18 protein-coding genes are annotated in these 20,592 nt (G+C 71.3%); 14 read left to right on the forward strand and 4 right to left on the reverse strand.

What is annotated here, in order from left to right:
• Positions 1-87: 87 nt before the first annotated feature.
• The gene (locus tag CDN99_RS19400) at positions 88-903 is read right to left on the reverse strand and encodes a TetR/AcrR family transcriptional regulator (RefSeq protein ID WP_088386541.1); all 816 of its coding nucleotides are present in this window, start codon (positions 901-903) and stop codon (positions 88-90) included.
• A 238-nt stretch (positions 904-1,141) separates the two neighbouring features.
• Between CDN99_RS19400 and CDN99_RS19405 the strand changes: the two genes are divergently transcribed.
• The 11 genes from CDN99_RS19405 to CDN99_RS19455 all read left to right on the forward strand — a co-directional run bounded on the left by CDN99_RS19405 (position 1,142) and on the right by CDN99_RS19455 (position 14,678).
• Entirely contained in the window at positions 1,142-2,749 is a 1,608-nt protein-coding gene (locus CDN99_RS19405; protein WP_088386542.1) for a carboxyl transferase domain-containing protein, read from the forward strand.
• 31 nt (positions 2,750-2,780) lie between these two features.
• Positions 2,781-3,347, forward strand: coding sequence for a GNAT family N-acetyltransferase (locus CDN99_RS19410; protein WP_088386543.1), 567 nt, complete (start codon positions 2,781-2,783; stop codon positions 3,345-3,347).
• The gene (locus tag CDN99_RS19415) at positions 3,344-4,597 is read left to right on the forward strand and encodes an alpha/beta hydrolase family protein (protein ID WP_088386544.1); all 1,254 of its coding nucleotides are present in this window, start codon (positions 3,344-3,346) and stop codon (positions 4,595-4,597) included. The genes CDN99_RS19410 and CDN99_RS19415 overlap by 4 nt, the downstream gene beginning before the upstream one ends.
• The gene (locus CDN99_RS19420) at positions 4,594-5,439 is read left to right on the forward strand and encodes an enoyl-CoA hydratase/isomerase family protein (RefSeq protein ID WP_088386545.1); all 846 of its coding nucleotides are present in this window, start codon (positions 4,594-4,596) and stop codon (positions 5,437-5,439) included. Before CDN99_RS19415 ends, CDN99_RS19420 begins: the two co-directional genes overlap by 4 nt.
• Before the next feature lie 53 nt (positions 5,440-5,492).
• Positions 5,493-6,872 (forward strand): aspartate aminotransferase family protein, encoded by a 1,380-nt coding sequence (locus tag CDN99_RS19425; RefSeq protein ID WP_088386546.1) that lies wholly within the window; start codon positions 5,493-5,495, stop codon positions 6,870-6,872.
• Complete coding sequence (gene bioF, locus CDN99_RS19430; protein WP_088386547.1) at positions 6,862-8,067, forward strand: 8-amino-7-oxononanoate synthase; 1,206 nt, start codon at positions 6,862-6,864, stop codon at positions 8,065-8,067. Before CDN99_RS19425 ends, bioF begins: the two co-directional genes overlap by 11 nt.
• Positions 8,064-8,798 carry a dethiobiotin synthase gene (gene bioD, locus CDN99_RS19435; protein WP_088386548.1) on the forward strand — a complete coding sequence of 245 codons (735 nt, stop codon included), beginning with the start codon at positions 8,064-8,066 and terminating at the stop codon, positions 8,796-8,798. Before bioF ends, bioD begins: the two co-directional genes overlap by 4 nt.
• Positions 8,799-8,802: 4 nt before the next feature.
• Positions 8,803-9,885 carry a biotin synthase BioB gene (gene bioB / locus CDN99_RS19440; RefSeq protein WP_088386549.1) on the forward strand — a complete coding sequence of 361 codons (1,083 nt, stop codon included), beginning with the start codon at positions 8,803-8,805 and terminating at the stop codon, positions 9,883-9,885.
• 84 nt (positions 9,886-9,969) lie between these two features.
• Positions 9,970-11,742 carry a hypothetical protein gene (locus tag CDN99_RS19445; RefSeq protein ID WP_141100875.1) on the forward strand — a complete coding sequence of 591 codons (1,773 nt, stop codon included), beginning with the start codon at positions 9,970-9,972 and terminating at the stop codon, positions 11,740-11,742.
• Between the two features lie 13 nt (positions 11,743-11,755).
• Positions 11,756-13,744, forward strand: a complete 1,989-nt coding sequence (locus tag CDN99_RS19450) for an acetyl/propionyl/methylcrotonyl-CoA carboxylase subunit alpha (protein WP_088386551.1) — start codon at positions 11,756-11,758, stop codon at positions 13,742-13,744.
• A gap of 22 nt (positions 13,745-13,766) precedes the next feature.
• The gene (locus CDN99_RS19455; RefSeq protein WP_088386552.1) at positions 13,767-14,678 is read left to right on the forward strand and encodes a hydroxymethylglutaryl-CoA lyase; all 912 of its coding nucleotides are present in this window, start codon (positions 13,767-13,769) and stop codon (positions 14,676-14,678) included.
• 44 nt (positions 14,679-14,722) lie between these two features.
• Here the strand turns inward: CDN99_RS19455 and CDN99_RS19460 are convergent, their stop codons facing one another.
• Together CDN99_RS19460 and CDN99_RS19465 are read right to left on the reverse strand one after the other, a co-directional pair.
• Positions 14,723-15,169: a VOC family protein gene (locus tag CDN99_RS19460; RefSeq protein ID WP_088386553.1), complete on the reverse strand. Its 447-nt coding sequence runs from the start codon at positions 15,167-15,169 to the stop codon at positions 14,723-14,725.
• A gap of 84 nt (positions 15,170-15,253) precedes the next feature.
• Positions 15,254-15,721, reverse strand: a complete 468-nt coding sequence (locus tag CDN99_RS19465) for a hypothetical protein (protein ID WP_088386554.1) — start codon at positions 15,719-15,721, stop codon at positions 15,254-15,256.
• 165 nt (positions 15,722-15,886) lie between these two features.
• Between CDN99_RS19465 and CDN99_RS19470 the strand changes: the two genes are divergently transcribed.
• From CDN99_RS19470 to CDN99_RS19480, 3 genes are all read left to right on the forward strand, one after another.
• Positions 15,887-17,377, forward strand: coding sequence for a C25 family cysteine peptidase (locus tag CDN99_RS19470; RefSeq protein WP_088386555.1), 1,491 nt, complete (start codon positions 15,887-15,889; stop codon positions 17,375-17,377).
• The gene (locus CDN99_RS19475; RefSeq protein ID WP_088386556.1) at positions 17,367-17,696 is read left to right on the forward strand and encodes a hypothetical protein; all 330 of its coding nucleotides are present in this window, start codon (positions 17,367-17,369) and stop codon (positions 17,694-17,696) included. The genes CDN99_RS19470 and CDN99_RS19475 overlap by 11 nt, the downstream gene beginning before the upstream one ends.
• Before the next feature lie 216 nt (positions 17,697-17,912).
• Positions 17,913-18,221 (forward strand): ElaB/YgaM/YqjD family protein, encoded by a 309-nt coding sequence (locus tag CDN99_RS19480; RefSeq protein ID WP_088386557.1) that lies wholly within the window; start codon positions 17,913-17,915, stop codon positions 18,219-18,221.
• On the opposite strand, the gene CDN99_RS19485 is transcribed toward CDN99_RS19480, so the two are convergent.
• Positions 18,205-20,553, reverse strand: a complete 2,349-nt coding sequence (locus CDN99_RS19485) for a GGDEF/EAL domain-containing response regulator (RefSeq protein ID WP_088386558.1) — start codon at positions 20,551-20,553, stop codon at positions 18,205-18,207. The genes CDN99_RS19480 and CDN99_RS19485 overlap by 17 nt on opposite strands.
• Between the last annotated feature and the right edge of the window lie 39 nt (positions 20,554-20,592).

The following is a 20,592-nucleotide window of genomic DNA, read 5'->3' on the forward strand; positions in this document are numbered from 1 at the left end:
CCGATGACAGGCCTTTCGCCAATGACCCGAACTACTGGAGTTTTGACCTTCCCAGGTCTTGCGCGACGAGCCGTCTCGCGCTGAGGGTCAGGCCTTGCCCAAGCCCTGGCGCGGCTCGCTCAGCGCCTCGGTCACGCGGGCCTTCAAACGCCGCAGCGACTGCAGCTCCTGGTCCGGCGCCTGCAGCGCCGGCCACAGCAGCGCGACCAGATCGCGCGCCGCCTCGTCCACCTGGATCTGCCGGCCGGCGATGATCACCTCCCACAGCATGTGCTCCATCGGCCCGAACACCAGCGAGCGCAGCAGCCGCAGCGAGATGTCCTGCCGCACCTCGCCGCTGGCCTGGCCGCGCGCCAGCAGATCCATCAGCGGCGCGGTGTAGCGCCGCTGCAGATCGACGAAGGCGGTGCCGAAGTCCTGGCCTTCGCCGCGCGTCACCGGCGCGTCGCGCCGGCGGCCCTCGGACAGCACCAGCTCGCACAAGCCCGTGCCCTGGATCAGGAACAACCGCAGATGGGTGTGGACGACGAATTCCAGCTGGTCCCGGATCGAGCGCTCGCGTGGCAGTCCGGTCTCGATGGCGTCGATGATCTCGTCGTACCAGTCGCCGATCACGCGCATGCAGAGCTCGCGCTTGCCGCGGAAATAGGTGAAGACCGTCGCTTCCGAGATCCCCAGCCGCAGCGCGATCTCCGTGGTCGTCGTGCGCTCGTAGCCGCGCTCGGCGAAGACCGCGCGACTCTCGCGCAGGATGTCCCGCACGCGTTGCTCCGCCTTCGCGCCGACCGGAGAGCGCCGCTGCGCGGGCAGCGCCGCGGACGACGGCTCCGCCTTCGACCGGGGTTCCGGATCGAGGGCGGGCAGGGCGGTCGATCGCGACGCGATCCGGGCGGGCGGGCTCATGAGGGGCGCATTCTCCGCATTTATTGAGTGAAGCTCAAGTCGGCTTGGCGGACGTCCGCTTCTGCCGTATGCTTCGCGCCTTGCGCCGGGCGGCGATCCCGTCCCGGCCTGCCGGACGGGCGTCCGGGCATCGAGTTGAGCGCGGCTCATATGCGCGCTACGGCTTCGATTCCGCGCCTGATGCCGGGAACGGCCGCCATCCGCGCCGAACCGCAGAACAGAACGCCCAGGAGACTCCATGCCCGCCCTGTCCACCAAGCTCAACGCCCGCTCGGCCGACTTCAAGGCCAACGCGGATGCGATGCGCGGCCTGATCGACGACCTCAACGCCCGGCTGGCGAAGATCGCCGAGGGCGGCGGCGAGGCCGCGCGCGCCAAGCACGTGGGCCGCGGCAAGCTGCTGCCGCGTGATCGCGTCGAGATGCTGCTGGATCCCGGCACGCCCTTCCTGGAACTGGCCCCGCTCGCGGGCCTGGACATGTATGACAACGCCGCGCCCGGCGGCGGCCTGATCGCCGGCATCGGCCGCGTCGCGGGCGTGGAGTGCGTGATCGTCTGCAACGACGCGACCGTCAAGGGCGGCACCTACTACCCGATCACCGTCAAGAAGCACCTGCGCGCGCAGGAGATCGCCGATCAGAACCGGCTGCCCTGCCTGTACCTGGTCGACAGCGGGGGCGCCAACCTGCCCAACCAGGACGAGGTCTTCCCCGACCGAGACCACTTCGGCCGCATCTTCTTCAACCAGGCCAACCTGTCGGCCAAGGGCATCCCGCAGATCGCGGTGGTGATGGGCTCCTGCACCGCCGGCGGCGCCTACGTGCCGGCGATGAGCGACGAGACCGTCATCGTCAAGAACCAGGGCACGATCTTCCTGGGCGGCCCGCCGTTGGTGAAGGCCGCCACCGGCGAGGTCGTCAGCGCCGAGGACCTGGGCGGCGGCGACGTGCACACGCGTCTGTCCGGCGTGGCCGACCACCTGGCCGAGAACGACACGCACGCGCTGGCCATCGCGCGCCAGTCCGTGGCGCGCCTGAACTGGCGCAAGCAGGGCCAGTTGCTGACGCAGCCACCGCGCGCGCCGCTGCATGACGCCGCCGAACTGCACGGCGTGATCCCGACCGACACGCGCAAGCCCTTCGACGTGCGCGAGGTCATCGCCCGCGTCGTCGATGGCAGCGAGTTCGACGAGTTCAAGGCCCGCTACGGCAACACGCTGGTCTGCGGCTTCGCGCACATCGAGGGCATGCCGGTGGGCATCGTCGCCAACAACGGCATCCTCTTCGCCGAGAGCGCCAACAAGGGCGCGCACTTCATCGAGCTGTGCTGCCAGCGCAAGATCCCGCTGGTGTTCCTGCAGAACATCACCGGCTTCATGGTGGGCCGCAAGTACGAGAACGAGGGCATCGCCCGCGCCGGCGCCAAGATGGTCACGGCCGTCGCCTGCGCGCAGGTGCCCAAGTTCACCGTGATCATCGGCGGCAGCTTCGGCGCGGGGAACTACGGCATGTGCGGCCGCGCCTACTCGCCGCGATTCCTGTGGATGTGGCCCAACGCCCGCATCTCGGTGATGGGCGGCGAGCAGGCCGCGTCGGTGCTGGCCACCGTCAAGCGCGACGGTATCGAGGGCAAGGGCGGCCAGTGGTCCGCGGACGAGGAGGAGGCCTTCAAGGCGCCGATCCGCCAGCAGTACGAGGACCAGGGCCATCCGTACTACGCCAGCGCCCGGTTGTGGGACGACGGCGTCATCGACCCGGCCGACACGCGTCGCGTGCTGGCGCTGGGCCTGTCCGCCGCGCTGAACGCCGAGATCCCGGACACGAAGTTCGGCGTCTTCCGCATGTGACGCGGCACTGCCCGCGACGTCTCGCACGCCCATGAACGACCTGACCCTGCGCCCGCTCCACGCCGATGACTCGATCGAGGCGCTGACCGCGTTGCTGCACGCCGCCTACGCGTCGCTGGCTGCGCAGGGCTGGAACTTCACCGCCGTGGACCAGAGCGCCGAGACGACACGGGAGCGCGTCGCCACCGGGCAGGCCTTCGTCGTGGAGCGCGCCGGCGTGCTGGTCGGCACCGTCACCGTCGCGCCGCCGAAACCGGCCGACGGTCGCTACCTGAGCGACCCCGTGCCCGATTGCTACACCCGGCCCGACACGGCCATCCTGGCGCAGCTCGCGGTGCATCCGGGGCAGCGCGGCCTGGGCCTGGCCGAGCGGCTGATGGACATCGCCGAGGATTGGGCGCGCGGGCAGGGGTATGCCCACATTGCGCTCGACACCGCGGTGCCGGCCGAGGCGCTGCGGCGCCGCTACGAGCGCCGCGGCTACGAGACGATCGGCGACGTGCAGTGGGCCGGCAAAACCTACCGCAGCGTGCTGATGAGAAAGACCCTGACGGCGCCACCGGACCGCGCCGTCATCTCCCGTGAGGTGTCCGCATGATCTGCCTGCGTCGCGTGTTGCCTTCCTCGCCCTTGCCCGCGCCCTCGGTGCGGGGGGCGCTGCTGCTGACGCTCGCGTCGGTGCTCGCCTCGGCCTTCACGCCCGCGTGGGCGCAGAGCGCGTCCGCCCCGGCGCCTACCGAAGAACTGCAGGCCCCGCCGGAGCGCCTGGCCGCCGACATCCGCGAGGCGGTCGTGCGCGTGCCGGTGACGGTCGAGGATGCGTTCGGCCGCGACATCAGCGGCGACCTGCTGGTGACCACCTTCCGGCCGCCTGGCCCGGGGCCGTTCCCGCTGGTGGTCATCAGCCATGGCCGCGCCTCCAAGACGCGCGCCGAGTACAAGCGCCAGCGCTTCGAGTCCGCCGCGCGTTTCTTCGTCCGCAAGGGCTTCGCGGTGGCGGTGCCGCTGCGCATCGGCTATGGCGAACTGGCCGCGCTCGGCGACCCCGAGGCCAGCGTGCGCTGCGACTCGCCGCGCTACGAAAGCGCCGCCAAGGCCGCGGCGACGCAGATCGCCGCGGTGGTGCGGCAACTCTCGACGACCGCCGACATCGACGCCCGGCGCGTGCTGCTGGTCGGCCAGTCGGTCGGCGGCTTCGCGACGATCGCGGCCACCGCGGAGCAGATCGACGGCGAGGTCGCCGCGATCGACTTCGCCGGTGGCCATGGCGGCGATCCCGACCTGCATCCGGGCGAGCCCTGCCGGCCCGACGAGCTGCAGCGGCGCTTCAGCGACTTCGGCCGCCGCGCGGCGCAGCGCCCTCAGCCGGTGCCGACGTTGTGGGTCTTCACCGAGAACGACCGCTACTTCTCGCCGCGCCATCAACGCCGCTGGTCCGAGGCCTACCGCGCCGCGGGCGGGCTGGTGGAGACCCGCCAGCTGCCGGCCTTCGGCGAGGACGGCCACCAGCTCTTCGGCAAGGGCAACGACCTGTGGCAGCCGCTGGTGGACGCTTTCCTGAAGCCCATCGGCTTCGACATCCCCGGCGCGCTGCCGTTCCCCACCGGCGGCGACGTCGACGTGGAGGACTTGCGCGCGCTGCCCAGCAGCCGGCTGGGCGACGGGTATCGCAAGTTCCTCGCGGCGAAGGAGCCGCGCGCCTTCGCCACCAACGGCCGGCGCTGGGGGTATGCCTTCGGCGACGACGCGCAATCGCGCGCGCTGGCGCTGTGCGAGCGCAACGCCCAGGCCGAGGAGCCGTGCCGCCTCTATGCCGTCAACCGGACCGTCGTCTGGAGCAAGCCATGATTCCCGCTGATTCTTCCGCCGCCATCGCCGATGGTGCCGCGACCGCGACGGATTTCCCGGTCCCGACCACGCTGCGCGTCACGCGCGAAGGCGCCGTGGCCCGTGTCACGCTGAACCGCCCCGACGTGCGCAACGCCTTCAACGACACCGTCATCGGCGAGCTGACCGCGGTCTTCGACGCGCTCGGCCGCGACGCCTCGCTGCGCGCGATCGTGCTGGGCGCCGAGGGCAAGGCCTTCTGCGCCGGCGCCGACCTGAACTGGATGAAGGCGATGGCCGGCTACAGCTGGGACGAGAACCACGCCGACGCCGGACGCCTCGCCCGGATGCTGTGGACGATCTACAGCTGCCCGGTGCCGGTGATCGCGCGCGTGCAGGGCGATGTCTACGCGGGCGGCGTCGGCCTGGTGTCGGTCTGCGACATCGTCGTCGCGACGGACGGCGCCGGCTTCTGCCTGTCCGAGGCCCGATTGGGCCTGCTGCCGGCGACCATCGGCCCCTACGTCGTGCGCGCGCTGGGTGAGCAGGCGTCGCGCCGTTACTTCGTCACCGCCGAGCGTTTCTCCGCCGCCGACGCGCACCGCCTCGGACTCGTGCACGAGGTCGCCGCCGCCGACCAGCTCGACGCCACGGTCGATGCCTTCGTCGCCGCGCTGCTGGCCAACGGGCCGATGGCGGTCCGCGCCTGCAAGCGGCTCGTGCAGGACGTGGCCCATGCGCCGATCACGCCGACGCTGCGCGACGACACCGCGCGCCGCATCGCCGACATCCGCGCCAGCGCGGAAGGTCGCGACGGCGTGCAGAGTTTCCTTTCGAAGGGCAAGCCCTCGTGGCTGGCCTGACGGACCGCGTCGGCCGTCCGTCTTCCGCTTCTTCCGTTCCTCCCGTCATCCCCATGTCTGAAGCAGTACGACAAGACTGGCAACGCCGCAGCCTCGCGGCCGTCTGGCACCCGTGCACGCAGATGGCGCGCGCGCAGGACGTGCCGCCGCTGCCCATCGCCCGCGGCGAGGGCCCCTGGCTCTTCGACCACGACGGCCGGCGCTATTTCGACGCCAACAGCTCCTGGTGGGTCAACCTGTTCGGCCATGCCGACCGGGCCCTCAACGATGCGATCAAGCACCAGCTCGACACGCTGCCGCACGTCATGCTGGCCGGCTGCACCCACGAGCCCGCGGTGCGCCTGGCCGAGCGCCTGTCCGCCCGCACCGGCGGCGCGCTGGGGCATCTGTTCTTCGGCAGCGACGGCGCCTCGGCGGTCGAGATCGCGCTGAAGCAGAGCTTCCACAGCTGGCGCAACCGCGGCCGTGCCGACAAGCGCGAGTTCGTCTGCTTGAAGAACGGCTATCACGGCGAGACCATCGGCGCGCTGGCCGTCACCGACGTGGCGATCTTTCGCGACGCCTACGACCCGCTGTTGATGCGCAGCCACATCGTGGCCTCGCCCGACCAGCGGCTGGGCAACGAGGCGCAGGCGCTGGACGAGATGCGCGCGCTGCTGGCGGCGCGCCACGACCACATCGCCGCGGTCATCGTCGAGCCGCTGGTGCAGGGCGCCGCCGGCATGTCGATGTACGCGCCGTCCTACCTGAAGGCGCTGCGCGCGCTGTGCACCGAGTTCAGCGTCCATCTGATCGCCGACGAGATCGCGGTCGGCTGCGGCCGCACCGGCACCTTCTTCGCGTGGGAGCAGACGCTGCCCGGCGCGGCGCCCGCCGGCGCCGGGGCATCGCAGACGAGCGGGACGCCCGGCGCCGGCCCGGGGGACTGGCCCGACTTCCTGCTGCTGTCCAAGGGCATCACCGGCGGCACGATGCCGCTGTCGCTGGTGCTGACGACGGACGAGGTGTACGCGGCCTTCTGGTCGCAGGACGTGACGCGGGGCTTCCTGCACTCGCACAGCTACACCGGCAATCCGCTGGCGTGCGCGGCGGCGAACGCGGTGCTGGATCGATTCGACGCGGGGCAACTGGCGCGCAACCAGCAGCAGGCCGCCTGGCTCACCGAGGCCTTCGCGCCGTTGGCCGACGACGCGCGTGTCGCGCATCTGCGCCAGCGCGGCATGATCCTGGCCTTCGACCTCCATCCGAAGACGCCGCCGGTGGAGCGCTTCGCGGAGAAATTCCACCTGGCGGCGCGCCGCCACGAACTGCTGATCCGCCCGATCGGCCAGACCGTGTACCTGATGCCGCCGTACCTGATCGACGCGGCGGCGGCACGTTTCCTCGCCGATGCCGTGCGCGCGACGCTGCAGGAGGTGCTCCATGCTGCTTGAGCATTTGCAGGCCAAGCTGGATGCGATCCGCGCGCAGGACCTGACGCGTTTCACCCGCATCGCCGAGACCGGCACCGCGCCGCGCCAGACGGTGCGCGGTTCCGACGGCACGGCGCGCGAGCTGCTGATGTTCTGCAGCAATGACTACCTCGGCCTGGCCGCGCATCCGGCGGTCGCCGACGCGTTGGCGGAGGGCGCGCGGCGCTACGGCGGCGGCTCCGGCGCGTCGCCGCTGGTCAGCGGCCATTCGCGCGCGCACCACGAGGTCGAGGCGCTGCTGGGCCGCTGGTTCGAGCCCCACATCCCGAATGCCCGCGCGATCGGCTTCTGCACCGGCTACATGGCCAACCTGGCGGTGGTCACCGCGCTGGGCGACGGCGACGCGGAGATCTTCAGCGAGACGCTGAACCACGCCTCCCTGATCGACGGCACGCGGCTGGCGAAGGCGCCGGTCACGCGTTACGGCCACTGCGACGTCGACGGGCTGCGCGCGCTGCTGGCCGCCAGCACGGCGCGCATCAAGCTGATCGTCACCGATGCCGTGTTCAGCATGGACGGCGACATCGCGCCGCTGCCCGCGCTGCTGGCGCTGGCCGAGGATTTCGACGCCTGGCTGATCGTCGACGACGCGCACGGCCTGGGCGTGCTGGGCGAGCTGGGCGTCGGCTCGCTGGAGCACTTCGGCCTGCGCAGCGAGCGCCTGATCGTGGTCGGCACGCTGGGCAAGGCGGCGGGGCTGGCCGGCGCCTTCGTCGTGGCGCACGAGACGGTGACGGACTATCTGCTGCAGGCGGCGCGCAACTACATCTTCTCGACGGCGTCGCCGCCGGCGGTGGAGCATGCGCTGCTGACCAGCCTGGCGCTGATGCGCGGCGAGCTGGGCCGTGAGCGCCGCATGCACCTGCGCGCGCTGCAGGCGCGGCTGCGCGCGGGCATCGCGGCGCTGCTGGACCGCCATCCATCGCTGCCCTGGCGGCTGGCCGACTCGCAATCGCCGATCCAGCCGCTGATCGTCGGCGGTAACGCCGAGGTGATGGCGCTGGCGGCGGCGCTGGAGCGCGAAGGCCTGCGCGTGCCGGGCATCCGCCCGCCGACGGTGCCCAAGGGCGAGGCCCGCTTGCGGATCACGCTGTGCGCGACGCATGCGCAGGCGGATGTGGATCGGCTCGTGGCCGCGCTGGAGGCCTGCGCATGACCGCGATCCCGATGCCGCTCCACGGCTTCTTCATCACCGGCACCGACACCGAGATCGGCAAGACCTGCGTCACCGCCGGCCTGACGCGCGCCTTCGACGCGCTGGGCCGGCACGTCACGCCGATCAAGTCGCTCGCGGCGGGGCAGGTCCGCGGCGCCGACGGCGTCTGGGTCAACGAGGACGTCGCGTTGTTGCACGCCGCGCAGTCGGAAGGCATGACGCTGGACGAGGTCGGCCCGCTGCAGTTCCGCGAGCCCTGCGCGCCGCACATCGCCGCCAGGCTCGAAGGCCGCGCGATCGATCGCGACGCGCTGCTGGCCGCGATCCGCGGCGCGGCGTCCAAGGGCGACCTGGCGCTGGTCGAGGGCGTCGGCGGCTTCCGCGTGCCGCTCACCGACGGCTGGGACACCGCCGACCTGGCGGTCGACCTGGGCCTGCCGGTGGTGCTGGTGGTCGGCCTGCGGCTGGGCTGCATCAACCACGCGCTGCTGACCGTCGAGGCCGTGCTGGCGCGCGGTCTGCGGCTGGCCGGCTGGGTCGCCAACACCGCCGACCCCCATCAACCCCATGTGGCGGACAATCTGGCCGCCTTGCGCGCGCGCATCGACGATGCCGTGGGCGCACCCTGCTGGGGCCATGTGCCCCGGCTCACCGATCCCTCTCCCGCGGCCGTGGCCGCGCATCTGGCGCCGCCGCAGTTGCTGAGCGCCTTGAATGCCTTGAAGGCTTGAAAGCATGACGATGAAGCAGACCGTCAACCAGATCCAGACGCTGACCCCCACCAACGACGAGCAGCGCCGCAACGCCACCCCGTGGACGGTGAACGAGATCGCCGCGCTGTTCGAGCTGCCGTTCAACGACCTGCTGTTCCGCGCGCAGCAGGTGCACCGCGAGCACTTCGATCCGAACGCGGTGCAACTGTCGACGCTGCTGTCCATCAAGACCGGCGGCTGCGAGGAGGACTGCAAGTACTGCCCGCAGTCGGCCCACTTCGACACCGGTCTGAAGGCCGAGAAGCTGATTCCGCTGGAGGAAGTCATGGAAGCCGCCCGCGCCGCCAAGGCCAACGGCGCGACCCGCTTCTGCATGGGCGCCGCCTGGCGCTCGCCCAAGGAGCGCCACCTGGAGGCGATCGGCGAGATGATCACCGAGGTCAAGGCGATGGGCCTGGAGACCTGCCTGACCGCCGGCATGCTGGGCGACGGCCAGGCCGAGCAGCTGCGCGAGGCGGGCCTGGACTACTACAACCACAACCTCGACACCTCGCCGGAGTTCTACGGCCAGATCATCACCACCCGCACCTACCAGGACCGCCTGGACACGCTGGAGCGCGTGCGCGGTGTCGGCCTGAAGGTGTGCTCAGGCGGTATCGTCGGCATGGGCGAGACGCGCCGCCAGCGCGCCGGCCTGATCGCGCAACTGGCCAACCTGGATCCGTATCCGGAATCGGTGCCCATCAACAACCTGGTGCAGGTCGAGGGCACGCCGCTGGCGGGCACGCAGGCGCTGGACCCGTTCGAGTTCATCCGCACGATCGCGGTGGCCCGCATCACGATGCCGCGCGCGATGGTGCGCCTGTCCGCCGGCCGCGAGGAGATGCCCGAGACCATGCAGTCGCTGTGCTTCCTGGCCGGCGCCAACAGCATGTTCTACGGCGACAAGCTGCTGACCACCAGCAACCCGCAGGCCGAGAAGGACCGCCAGCTGATCGACCGCCTGGGCATGCACTGCGCCACCGAGGCCGAGCTGAGCGCCGACGCCGCGGGCTGCGCGCCGGCCGGCGAGGGCGCCCCGGCGTCCTGCGGCCACCGTCACTGAGCCGCGCGCGGCTGCGATGACAAGGGGGCGCCGGCCAGACAACAAGACCAGGGCCGGCGCCGCGTTCGTTCAGGGAGGGGACCCATGTCGCGAATGAAGAAGGTCGATCTCAGCGGATGGCGTCGCGTCGTCGCGCGGGCGATCCCGGCGGCGCCGGTGGCGCTGCTCGCGCTGGCGGGGGCCGGGCCGGCCTCGGCGGGCGAGCTGCTGATCGAGCAGGGCGTCGCCGCCGACGGCACGCTGCTGGTGCGCTACACGCCGCCGGACGGCGTGCGCGAGCTGCCCTTGTTCAATCGCTCAAGCGCCATGGCGACGGTCTGGGGTGAGATGGTCGCGCCCGTCGATCGTTGCGCGACGGTGGCGCTGAAGCCGCGCCCGACGATCACGCTCGCCGAAGGCTGCGCGTCGGTGGCCTTTCGCGTCACGCCGCGCGTGCTGAGCCGCAGCGCGACCTATGAGCCGGCCTTCCCCGTCGGTCCGACCGCCGTGATGGGCTACACCGGTTACTACGCGGCGGCGGTGCCGGGCCATGCGCTGCGCTGGCGCTGGACACCCGGCGAGGGCGCGCACGCGGTGGTGGCGGGCAGGATCTCGTCGCAATCGGTCGACCGCGTCATCGGCGTCGACGAGGTCGCGCTCGCGCTGAAGGATGAAGGCGGCACGGCGGCGGGCTGGTCCGCGCTGGCCGCCAATGAATATGTCTTCGTCGGCAAGGCCGACGTCACCGCGATGCCGGGCGGCGTCCTGATCCACGACGGCGCGCTGGACGCGCCGCGCCTGGGCGCGGTGCGCTCGACCCTGGAAGGCGTCACGCAGCGGCTGGCACGCGCTTACGGCGTGGTGCCGGCGGGGCCCTGGGCCGTGGTGGCGGCGGCATCGCCCGCGGTGCCGAACTTCCACGGCGATGTGACCGCCGGCCGGATGATGAGCCTGCGCTTCAACGACGCGACGCCGAAGGACGTGGAGGGGGCGTTGCGCCAGACGCGGCTGTTCGTGTCGCACGAGCTGACGCACTGGTGGGACACCGGCATCTATCGCACCGACCAGGACCGCCCCTGGATCCACGAGGGCCATGCCGACTGGATGGCGGGCCTGCTGATGCGCGAGAGCGGCCAGCTCGATGCCGAGCGCTGGCGCGAGCGCCTGGACATCGCGCTGAACAATTGCCAGATCGTGCGTGGCGACAAGCCGTCCGCGACCTTGCCCACGGGCTTCGGCCGCGGCGACGATCCCTATGCGTGCGGGCAGGTCCTGATGCTGCTGGCCCAGTCGGCGCGGCCGCGTGCCGGGTCCCCGGTGGACGCCGCCGCGAGCCTGCTGCGCGACAGCACCGCGCCCATCGATGCCGAGGCGGTGGCGCGCTGGGCCGACGGCGGTCCGGCCGGCGCGATGCACACCTTGCTGCTCGATCCGCGACAGGGGTTCCGCGGCGCGCTGCTGCGCGACTGGAGCGACCTGATCGACGCCACGCCGCTGAAGCCGGGCGAGCCCTTGCCGGCCTACGCGCAAGGTCGCCTCGTCAGCGCCTTGATGCGGCCGCTGATGGCCGCCGACTGCGACGACGCCATCAGTTTCTGGACCCAGGCGGACCACTTCCGCATCGACTCCCAGCCCGCCTGCCGCGTGCTGCGCGGGAACCCGAACGTCCGCCGCGTGGCGGGCGTCTCGCCGTTCGACGATCCGGTCGGCGCCTGGCAGGCCCTGCGCGCCGCCTGCGCCGCGGGGCGGCCGATCGAGCTAACCACCGATGGCGAGCCCATGTCGCTCGCCTGCCCGGCCCCGGTGCCGGACATGCCCATCCACGAGATCCTGCGCGTGCGGCCACAAGCCCTGGCGCGGCTGGGTCTCGGACCTTGAGGAGACACCATCCATGTTCAAGAAGATCCTGATCGCCAATCGCGGCGAAATCGCCTGCCGCGTCGCCGCCACCGCGCGCCGACTGGGCGTGAAGACGGTCGCCGTCTACTCGGACGCCGATGCGACCGCGCGTCATGTCCAGGTCTGCGACGAGGCCGTCCACATCGGCGGCCCCGCGCCGCGCGACAGCTACCTGCAATGGCAGCGCATCCTGGCGGCGGCCCAGGCCACCGGCGCCGAGGCGGTCCATCCGGGCTACGGGTTCCTCAGCGAGAACGAGGAGTTCGCGCAGGCCTGCGCCGACGCGGGCCTCGTGTTCATCGGCCCGCCGCCGTCGGCGATCCAGGCGATGGGCCTGAAGGCCGAATCCAAGCGCCTGATGGAGCAGGCCGGCGTGCCGCTGGTGCCCGGTTATCACGGCGCCGACCAGGATCCGGCGCTGCTGCGTCGCGAGGCGCAGCGCATCGGCTACCCGGTCCTGATCAAGGCCAGCGCGGGCGGCGGCGGCAAGGGCATGCGCGCCGTGCTGGCGGACGAGGAATTCGACGCCGCGCTCGCGTCCTGCAAGCGCGAGGCGATCAACAGCTTCGGCGACGACGCGGTGCTGATCGAGCGCTACGTGCAACGCCCGCGCCACATCGAGATCCAGGTCTTCGGCGACAGCCACGGCGATTGCGTCTATCTGTTCGAACGCGACTGCTCGGTGCAGCGCCGCCATCAGAAGGTGCTGGAGGAAGCGCCCGCGCCGGGCATGACGGCCGAGCGCCGCGCCGAGATGGGCGCCGCCGCGGTGGCCGCGGCCAAGGCGGTCGGGTATCAGGGCGCGGGCACGGTCGAGTTCATCGCCGAGCAGGAGGGTCGGTTCTACTTCATGGAGATGAACACGCGCCTGCAGGTCGAGCACCCGGTGACCGAGGCGATCACGGGCCAGGATCTGGTGGAGTGGCAATTGCGCGTGGCCGCCGGCGAGCCGCTGCCGCTGAAGCAGCATGAGCTGCGCATGCACGGCCACGCCATCGAGGCCCGCCTCTGCGCCGAGAACCCGGAGGGCGGCTTCCTGCCCGCGACCGGTCGCCTGTCGGTGGCGCGCTGGCCGACGCATGCGGCGTTCCGTCGCTCCGACGTGCGCATCGACTCCGGCGTCGGCGAGGGCGACGAGATCAGTCCGTTCTACGACTCGATGATCGCCAAGCTGATCGTCTGGGGCGAGACGCGCGAGCAGGCGCTGGCGCTGCTGGATGTCTCGCTGCGGGACACGCACATCGTGGGGTTGCACACCAACGTCGCGTTCTTGCGCCGCTGCGCGGCGACGGCGTCGTTCACCAACGCCGAGCTCGACACCGCGCTGATCGAGCGCGAGAAGGCTGCACTGTTCGGCCAACCCGGTCTGCCGCTGGCGGAGGCCGCCGCGGCCGTCGTCGCGCACACGCTGGCGCAGGAGGGCACGACGCAATCCGCCGATCCCTGGAGCCGCCGCGACGGCTGGCGCCTGTACGGCGCGGCGCAGCGCCGCTTCGAGCTGGACCTCGACGGCGAGCATCACCAGGTCCTGCTGGCGCGCCACCATCACGGCGGCCTGTCGTTGACGGTGCAGGGCCGCGCGATCACGCTGGCGATCCGGTCGACAGGGCTGGATCGGCACGAGCTGAACCTCGACGGCCGCCGCGTCGCGGTGGCCACCTACAAGGTCGGCGAGCAGGTGGCGGTGTTCGGCGCCGACGGCTCCGCGCTGGTCACCGAGGTGGACGTCATCGCCCATGCCGGTGAAGGGGGATCCGAAGGCGGCCGCCTGACTGCGCCGATGCCCGGCAAACTGGTGGCGTTCCTGGCGCAGGCCGGCGACACCGTGTCCAAGGGCCAGCCGCTGGCGGTGATGGAGGCGATGAAGATGGAGCACACCATCACCGCGCCGCGCGACGGCGTGGTGGAGGAACTGCTGTTCACCATCGGCGACCAGGTCGGCGACGGCGCCGAGCTGCTGCGCCTGCGGGCCGCGGCCTGATCGTCCCCACAAGGAGTCCACGATGACGAATCTGCCCAACCGGGTGACGCTGGTCGATGTCGGCCCGCGCGACGGCCTTCAGAACGAAAAGGAAAACGTCGGCACGGCCGACAAGGCGCGGCTGGTGTCACTGTTGCAGGACGCGGGGCTGAAGGAGATCGAGGTCACCAGCTTCGTCTCGCCGAAGTGGGTGCCGCAGATGGCGGACAACACCGCGGTGATGGCGGCGATCGAGCGCCGGCCCGGCGTGCGGCACAGCGTGCTGGTGCCCAACATGAAGGGCCTGGAGGCCGCGTTGCCGACGAAGCCGGACGAGGTCGTCGTCTTCGCGGCCGCGTCCGAGGCCTTCTCGCAGAAGAACATCAACTGCTCGATCGCCGAGAGCATCGAGCGCTTCGCCCCCGTCGTGGCGGCGGCGCACGAGGCCGGGCTGAAGGTGCGCGGCGCGCTGTCCTGCGCGGTCGGTTGCCCCTACCAGGGCGAGGTGTCGCCGGACGAGGTCGAGCGCGTGGTGCGACTGATGAAGGCCATCGGCGTCGACCACCTGGGCGTGGCCGACACCATCGGCGTCGGCACGCCGCGCCAGGTGCGGGCCGCGATGGAGCGGGCGCTCAAGCACTATCCGCTGGTCGAGGTCAGCGGGCATTTCCACGACACCTACGGCCAGGCGCTGACCAACATCTATGCCTGCCTGGAAATGGGCGTGCACACCTTCGATGCCAGCGTCGCCGGACTCGGCGGCTGCCCCTACGCGAAGGGCGCGACGGGCAACGTGGCGACCGAGGACGTCGTGTTCATGCTCAACGGACTGGGCATCGAGACCAGCATCGACCTGGACAAGCTGGTCGACGCGGGTGCGTTCATCTCCGGCGTGCTGGGCCGGCAGCCGGTGGCGCGGGTGGGGCGGGCGATCCTGGCCAAGCGCAAGGGCTGAGCGGGACCGGGCGGACCCGCCACGCCAACCGCGCGCGGCGGGAATCAGCCCCTGACCCGTTCCACGAACCACCACAGGTGCCCGTCCAGATCGAGCACCCCGTAGCTCTTGTCCGCCCAGTACTCGGGCCCGTAGTCCTCGACCTTGGGCTCGTGGACGATCCGGGCGCCGGCCTGGCGGGCGTGCTCGCAGTGCGCCTGGGCGTCGTCGACGTAGATCATGAGGCTCTGCGTGTTGGCGCCGCCGACGCCCTGCGGACTGCGCAGCGGAATGCCGAAGCGCTGGGAGCGCTCACCCTCGCCGCCCTCGCTGACCATGATCAGCGCCTCGCCGTAGGTAAGCTGGCTGTGCACCACTTCCCCGTGCTCGCCGTCGACGCGCAATTGCACCTCGAAGCCGAAGGCTTCGCACAACCACGGGATCGCGCGCGAGGCGCTGGTGTAGAACACGGCGCTGGACAAACGCGGCCAGCCGGCGGGCGTGGGTTTCATGGCGGCTCCTGGGCGGATGAGGCCGCCAGCATAGGCGCCGCCTCCGGCCCCTCGCAAGACGTGGGTTCCGGGGACGGCCGCGGCTCAGTCGCGGGTCAGCGTCGATGCGACGCTGGCGCGGAACTTCTCGGCCCGCTCGGCGTCCGACTGCGCCTCGATCCGCTCGCAGCACAACTCGACCCAGGCCATGAAGCGGCTCTCGGTGTCGACCTGGCGGGCCAGATCGCGCAGCTCACCCTCGCGGCCGGCCAGCATGCGCGTCACCAGGTCGAGTGCGAAGAACTTCGACGACACCAGGCGTCGCGCCCGCTCCATCGTCGCCCGCGTGTCGACGGCGCGCGGCATCTCCACCAGCCCCTGATCGACCAGTTGCGTCAGGGCCTCGTCGCCCAGGCCCAGACCGCGGCCGAGCTTGCGCAGCTCGTCCGCGTCCCGTTTGCCGTCGACGGTGATCAGCAGCGCGCGCAGCGCCGCGGGCAACTGGCGCTGGCCCGGCGCCAGCATCTGGCGCGCCAGGTCGGTCTTGCGGGGCGGGGTGGCGGGGGCTTGCATGGTCGGCGCATGTTCCCCAGCCACCGTTCAGGCTTGATGACACGTCGGTGTCGCTCTCCCCAATCCGTGCATTGCCGCACGGGGCGCGACTGCCCACAATCGGTCCCTTCGAACGCCGTCCGACGCCGTCAGGCGTCGCCGGCAACAGCGAGGGAGGAGATCGTCATGGACAAGCTCGTCATCGTTCACCGCGGCGCCCTGCGCGCCAAGTACGGCGCCACGGCGCTGGCGAAGATCGACGCGGCGCTCAAGGCGCTGGTCACCGCCGACAAGCGGCGCGGCATCGACACGGCGGTGGTTCCCGTCGACCTGGCGTCGACGATGAAGGCCTACGCCGCGACGGCGGTGCCCGCGCGACCGGACGCCCGATCGCTCAAGACCGCCATCGACGCGCTGGCCAAGGCGCGCAACCCGCATTACTTCGTGCTGCTGGGCGGACCCGACGTGCTGCCCATGGTGCTGCTGAAGAATCCGGCGCACGGCGGCGAGCTGGGCGACAGCGACCCGGTCGTGCCCAGCGACCTGCCCTATGCCTGCGAGGGCGCCTACGGCACCGACCCCAACCGCTTCCTCGGTCCGACACGTGTCGTCGGCCGCCTGCCCGACCTGCCGGCCGCCCGGAAACCCGATCTGCTGCTGCAGCTGATCCGCGCCGCGTCGCGCCACAAGCCGCTGCCGCGCGACGCCTTCCTCGACAGCTTCGGGCTGTCCGCCGAGGTCTGGCAGGCCTCGACCCGGCAGAGCCTGACCAACACCTTCGGCCATGCGGACCAGTTGCGGCTCTCGCCGCCCGGCGGCCCGAAGTGGACGAAGGCCGACCTCGCGCCGCGCATGCACTTCATCAACTGCCACGGGGCGGAGGACATGCCGGAGTACTACGGCCAGCACGGCGACGACTATCCGGTCTCGATGCGATCGGCGCTGCTGCGCGACCGCATCACCGCCGGCACCGTCGTGGCGGCCGAGTGCTGCTATGGCGCGCAACTCTTCGACCCCGCCCGCGCGGACGGCCAGTGGCCGATGGCGCTGCGCTACCTGGCGGACGGGGCCTGCGCCTTTCTCGGCAGCACCACCGTGGCCTACGGTCCGAGCGAGGGCAACGGCTCGGCCGACCTGATCTGCCAGTATTTCCTGCAGCGCGTGCTGGCGGGCGCGTCGACCGGACGGGCGCTGCTGGAAGCGCGCCAGAGATTCGCCGGCGAGCGCACGCACCTCGATCCGATGGACCTCAAGACGCTGGGCCAGTTCTACCTGGTCGGCGATCCGTCGCTGCAGCCGGTCAGCGCCCAGGCCCACGCGCTGGCGCGCACCAAGGCCTTCAAGAAGGCGTTCGCCACGGTGGAGGACCGCGGCGTGCGCGGCCTGCGCCGCGAGCGCCTGGAACGCGAGGGGCGCAATCTGGCACGCTCCTTGCCCCGGCTGAAGCCCAGCGAGGCGCCGCCGGCGCCGGCCGTCGTGGCCGCGGTGCTGCCGATGCTGCGCGAGTCCGGCCTCGCGCCGGATCGCTGCGAGCGGATCAGCTACCGCATCGTCGGCGCGCCCGGCCACCGGTCCGTGCACGTGTACAAGGGCTGGGTCGATCGGCGGCTGTTGGCGCTGATCGCGACGGAACAGGAAGGACGTTTGTTGCACGTGAGGCGCATGCATGCCCGTTGATCCCATCGATCCCCAACATCGCGGCAAGGCCGACGAGGCCGGGCTCGATCCGTCCGGCGCGACGCCCGAGCGCCTGCGCGGCACGCTCTGCCGCGATCGCGTCGATACCGGCAGCAAGAGCGACCGCGTCGCGGTGCTGCTCGCGCTGAGCGACGGCGAACGCCTCGTGCTGCGCCGTGCCGGGGCCCATCCATTCCGCGACCCGGAACTGGAAGCGCTGGAGGGTCAGGTCTTGATCGTCGAAGGGGAACGGCGGGCCAGCTATTTCCTGGTGCGCCGCTATGCCGTGTGCGGCGATGATGAGTCGATCGACCCATGACGCGCGCGCAGCCCCCCGTCCGACCCCTGGCGGGAGCGCCATGTGCCCTGTCGAGCAGACCTCGACCCTGGCGCAAGACCGCGCGATCCGGTCGGAATCAGCGGCGGACTTGCCCGCTCGCGCTCGACAGACGTACAACCGGACCTGCGACCTTGTGACGGCGTGACCCAGCGCCGACCAGACTTTCGATCACCAACCCGAAAAAGGAGTGCCCCCATGGCCAAGTCTTCTCCCTCCGATCGCCTGTTGTCCGACCTGCACCAGGTGGTGACCGATGCCGAATCGCTGCTGCGCGCCACCGCCGACCAGACCAGCGCCGGCGCGTCGGAACTGCGCGCCCGCGTGCAGTCCACGCTGGACCGCGCCAAGACCAGCCTGGGTGATTTCCAGTCGGCCGCCGTCGAGCGCGCCAAGGCGTCCGCCAAGGCGACCGACGACTATGTGCATGACAACCCGTGGCAATCGATCGGCGTGGCCGCCGGTGTCGGCCTGCTGCTGGGTCTGTTGATCAGCCGCGGGCGTTGACCGGCGCCGCCGTCGGCGTGCCGCACGCCGACGCGGTGGTCTGAGCGGCGCTCGCGGGCGCCGCCGTGGCGCCGTCGCCCTGTTCCCAGGGCTTCGGTGCCGCGAGCCAGCGCTCCAGGTCCTCGGCCGGCATCGGCCGGGCGAAGAGCCAGCCTTGGCCCTCGTGGCAGCCCAGCGCGAGCAGGTGCTGGCGCTGCTCCTCGGTCTCGATGCCCTCGGCGACGACACGCATGCCGAGGCTGCAACCCAGGTTCACCACCATCTGCGCGATCGTCGCGCCGGCGGCGGAGCTCTGCGCCTCGCGCACGAAGGCGCGGTCGATCTTGAGCCGCTCCACGTCCAGCCGACGCAGCTGGCTGAGCGACGAGAAGCCGGTCCCGAAGTCGTCGATCGCGACCGACGCGCCGGTGCCGCGGATTTCCGCCAGCACGCGCAGCACGGCCGAGACCTCTTCCATCGCCATCGATTCGGTGATCTCCAGCTCCAGCGCCGAACCCGGCACCTCGGCGTCGGCCAGCGCGCGCCGCACCGTGTCGATGAAGGCCGGATGGCGGAACTGCGCCAGCGAGATGTTGACCGCGATGCGGAAGTCGTCGAAGCCGGCGTCGCGCAACTGACGGACCTGGTGGCAGGCCGTCCTCAGCACGAATTCACCGATCGGCACGATCAGGCCGGATTGCTCCGCCAGCGGGATGAACTGGTCCGGGGGCACGAACTGACCCTCGGCGGTGCGCCAGCGCAGCAGCGCCTCGGCACCGATGACGCGCTGCGTGGCCAGCTCCACCTGCGGCTGGTAGACGACGAACAGCCGGCGCTCCTCGAAGCTGGCGCGCAAGCCCTTGAGCAGCTTGAAGCGCTCGCGGGCGTCGACCCCCATCTCCGGCGAGAAGTACTGCGACGCGCCGCGGTTCTGCGCCTTCGCGCGCTTGAGCGCGATCTGTGCGTCGAGCAGCAGCTCCGAGCCCAGCGCGCGCGACTGCGCGAGTCGTACCAGCCCCGTCGTGGCCGACAGCTGCAGGCGCTCGCCAGCGACGGTGAACGGGTCGTCGAAGACGCCGCCGATGCGATGGCCATTGACCATCTCGTCGGGGCCGAGCAGGCCGAACGCGTTCGACGAGATCCGCGCCATCGCGGTGTTGAAGCCGAGCCGCTGCGCCATGCGCTGCGCCACGGCCTGCAGCATCTGATCGCCGAAGCGGTGGCCGAAGGCGTCGTTCACGTCGGCGAAATCGTCCAGGTCGATCAGCGCCAGCGTGATGCCTTCGGGCGACTTCAGGTTGTGCTCCAGCAGCTCGATGAACCGGGTGCGGTTGGGCAACTGCAGCAGCGGGTCGTTGTAGGCCTGGTCCGTCAGCTGCGTGTAGAGCATGACGTTCTCGAAACCGACGGCGATGTTGGAGCAGAACGCGCGCAGCAGCTGGCGGTCGAGCTCGTCGAGCTCGCGCGGCACTTCCACCAGCGCCGCCATCGCCCGCCCGCTGGGCAATCCGAAGTGCAGCACGGTGCAACCGTCCTCGTGCAGGTGGGTCCCGGCGGCCAGGCAACGCGCCAGCAGGTCCCGCACCTTGGTCACCGGCACCGTGTGCAACGGCCGGTTGATCAGCGAGCTGTACTGGCCGGCGGCCGCGATGACGCGGGCGTCGCCGGACGCGTCGTCCTGCGCCTGCACGCAGACCAGGCCCTCGGGCAGCGTGCCCAGCAGCGCGCACAGCTGCGTCACCACGCCCTCGGCGAAGCGGTGCAGGCCATGCTGGCGGCCGAGCTCGGTGCTGGCCTCGACGATCATCTCCAGGCCCTGCCGGTTGGCTTCCAGCGCGCGGATCTGGCGGTATGAACGGATCGCCGCGGTCAGCACCGTGTACAGCCGCGTGCGGGTCAGCTCCGACTTGGTCTTGTAGTCGTTGATGTCGTAGGCCTGGACCGTCTCGATCTCGGGCGCGTAGCCGGGCTGGCCGGTGCGCAGCACGATGCGCACGGCGCGCTGGCGCAGTTCCTCGCGGATGTGGCGCACGAGCTGCAGGCCGGCGTCGTCGGACTCCATCACCACGTCCAGCAGCACGACGGCGATGTCGGGCTCGCCGACCAGCAGCGTGCGGGCCTCGGCGGCGGAACGGGCGTGCAGGAAGACGAGCGGCTGACCTTCCACCTGCAGGCCCTGCATGGCGAGCTCGGTGGCCTTGTGGACGTCGGTGTCGTCGTCGACGATCAGCACCCGCCAGGGCGGGCGTGTCGAGGAGGCGTCTTCCCGCGTGGCATCGTGGTCGTCCAGGAACTGCAGCAGGTCGTCGTCGTCGACGACGGCAGGATGCGGCGTGTGCTGGCGATCAGGCATTGAATGAACCTTGTCTGGCCGGCGGCGCGGAGCGCAACC

Source organism: Roseateles aquatilis, from assembly GCF_002205645.1.
In the GTDB taxonomy this organism is placed as follows: domain Bacteria; phylum Pseudomonadota; class Gammaproteobacteria; order Burkholderiales; family Burkholderiaceae_C; genus Roseateles; species Roseateles aquatilis.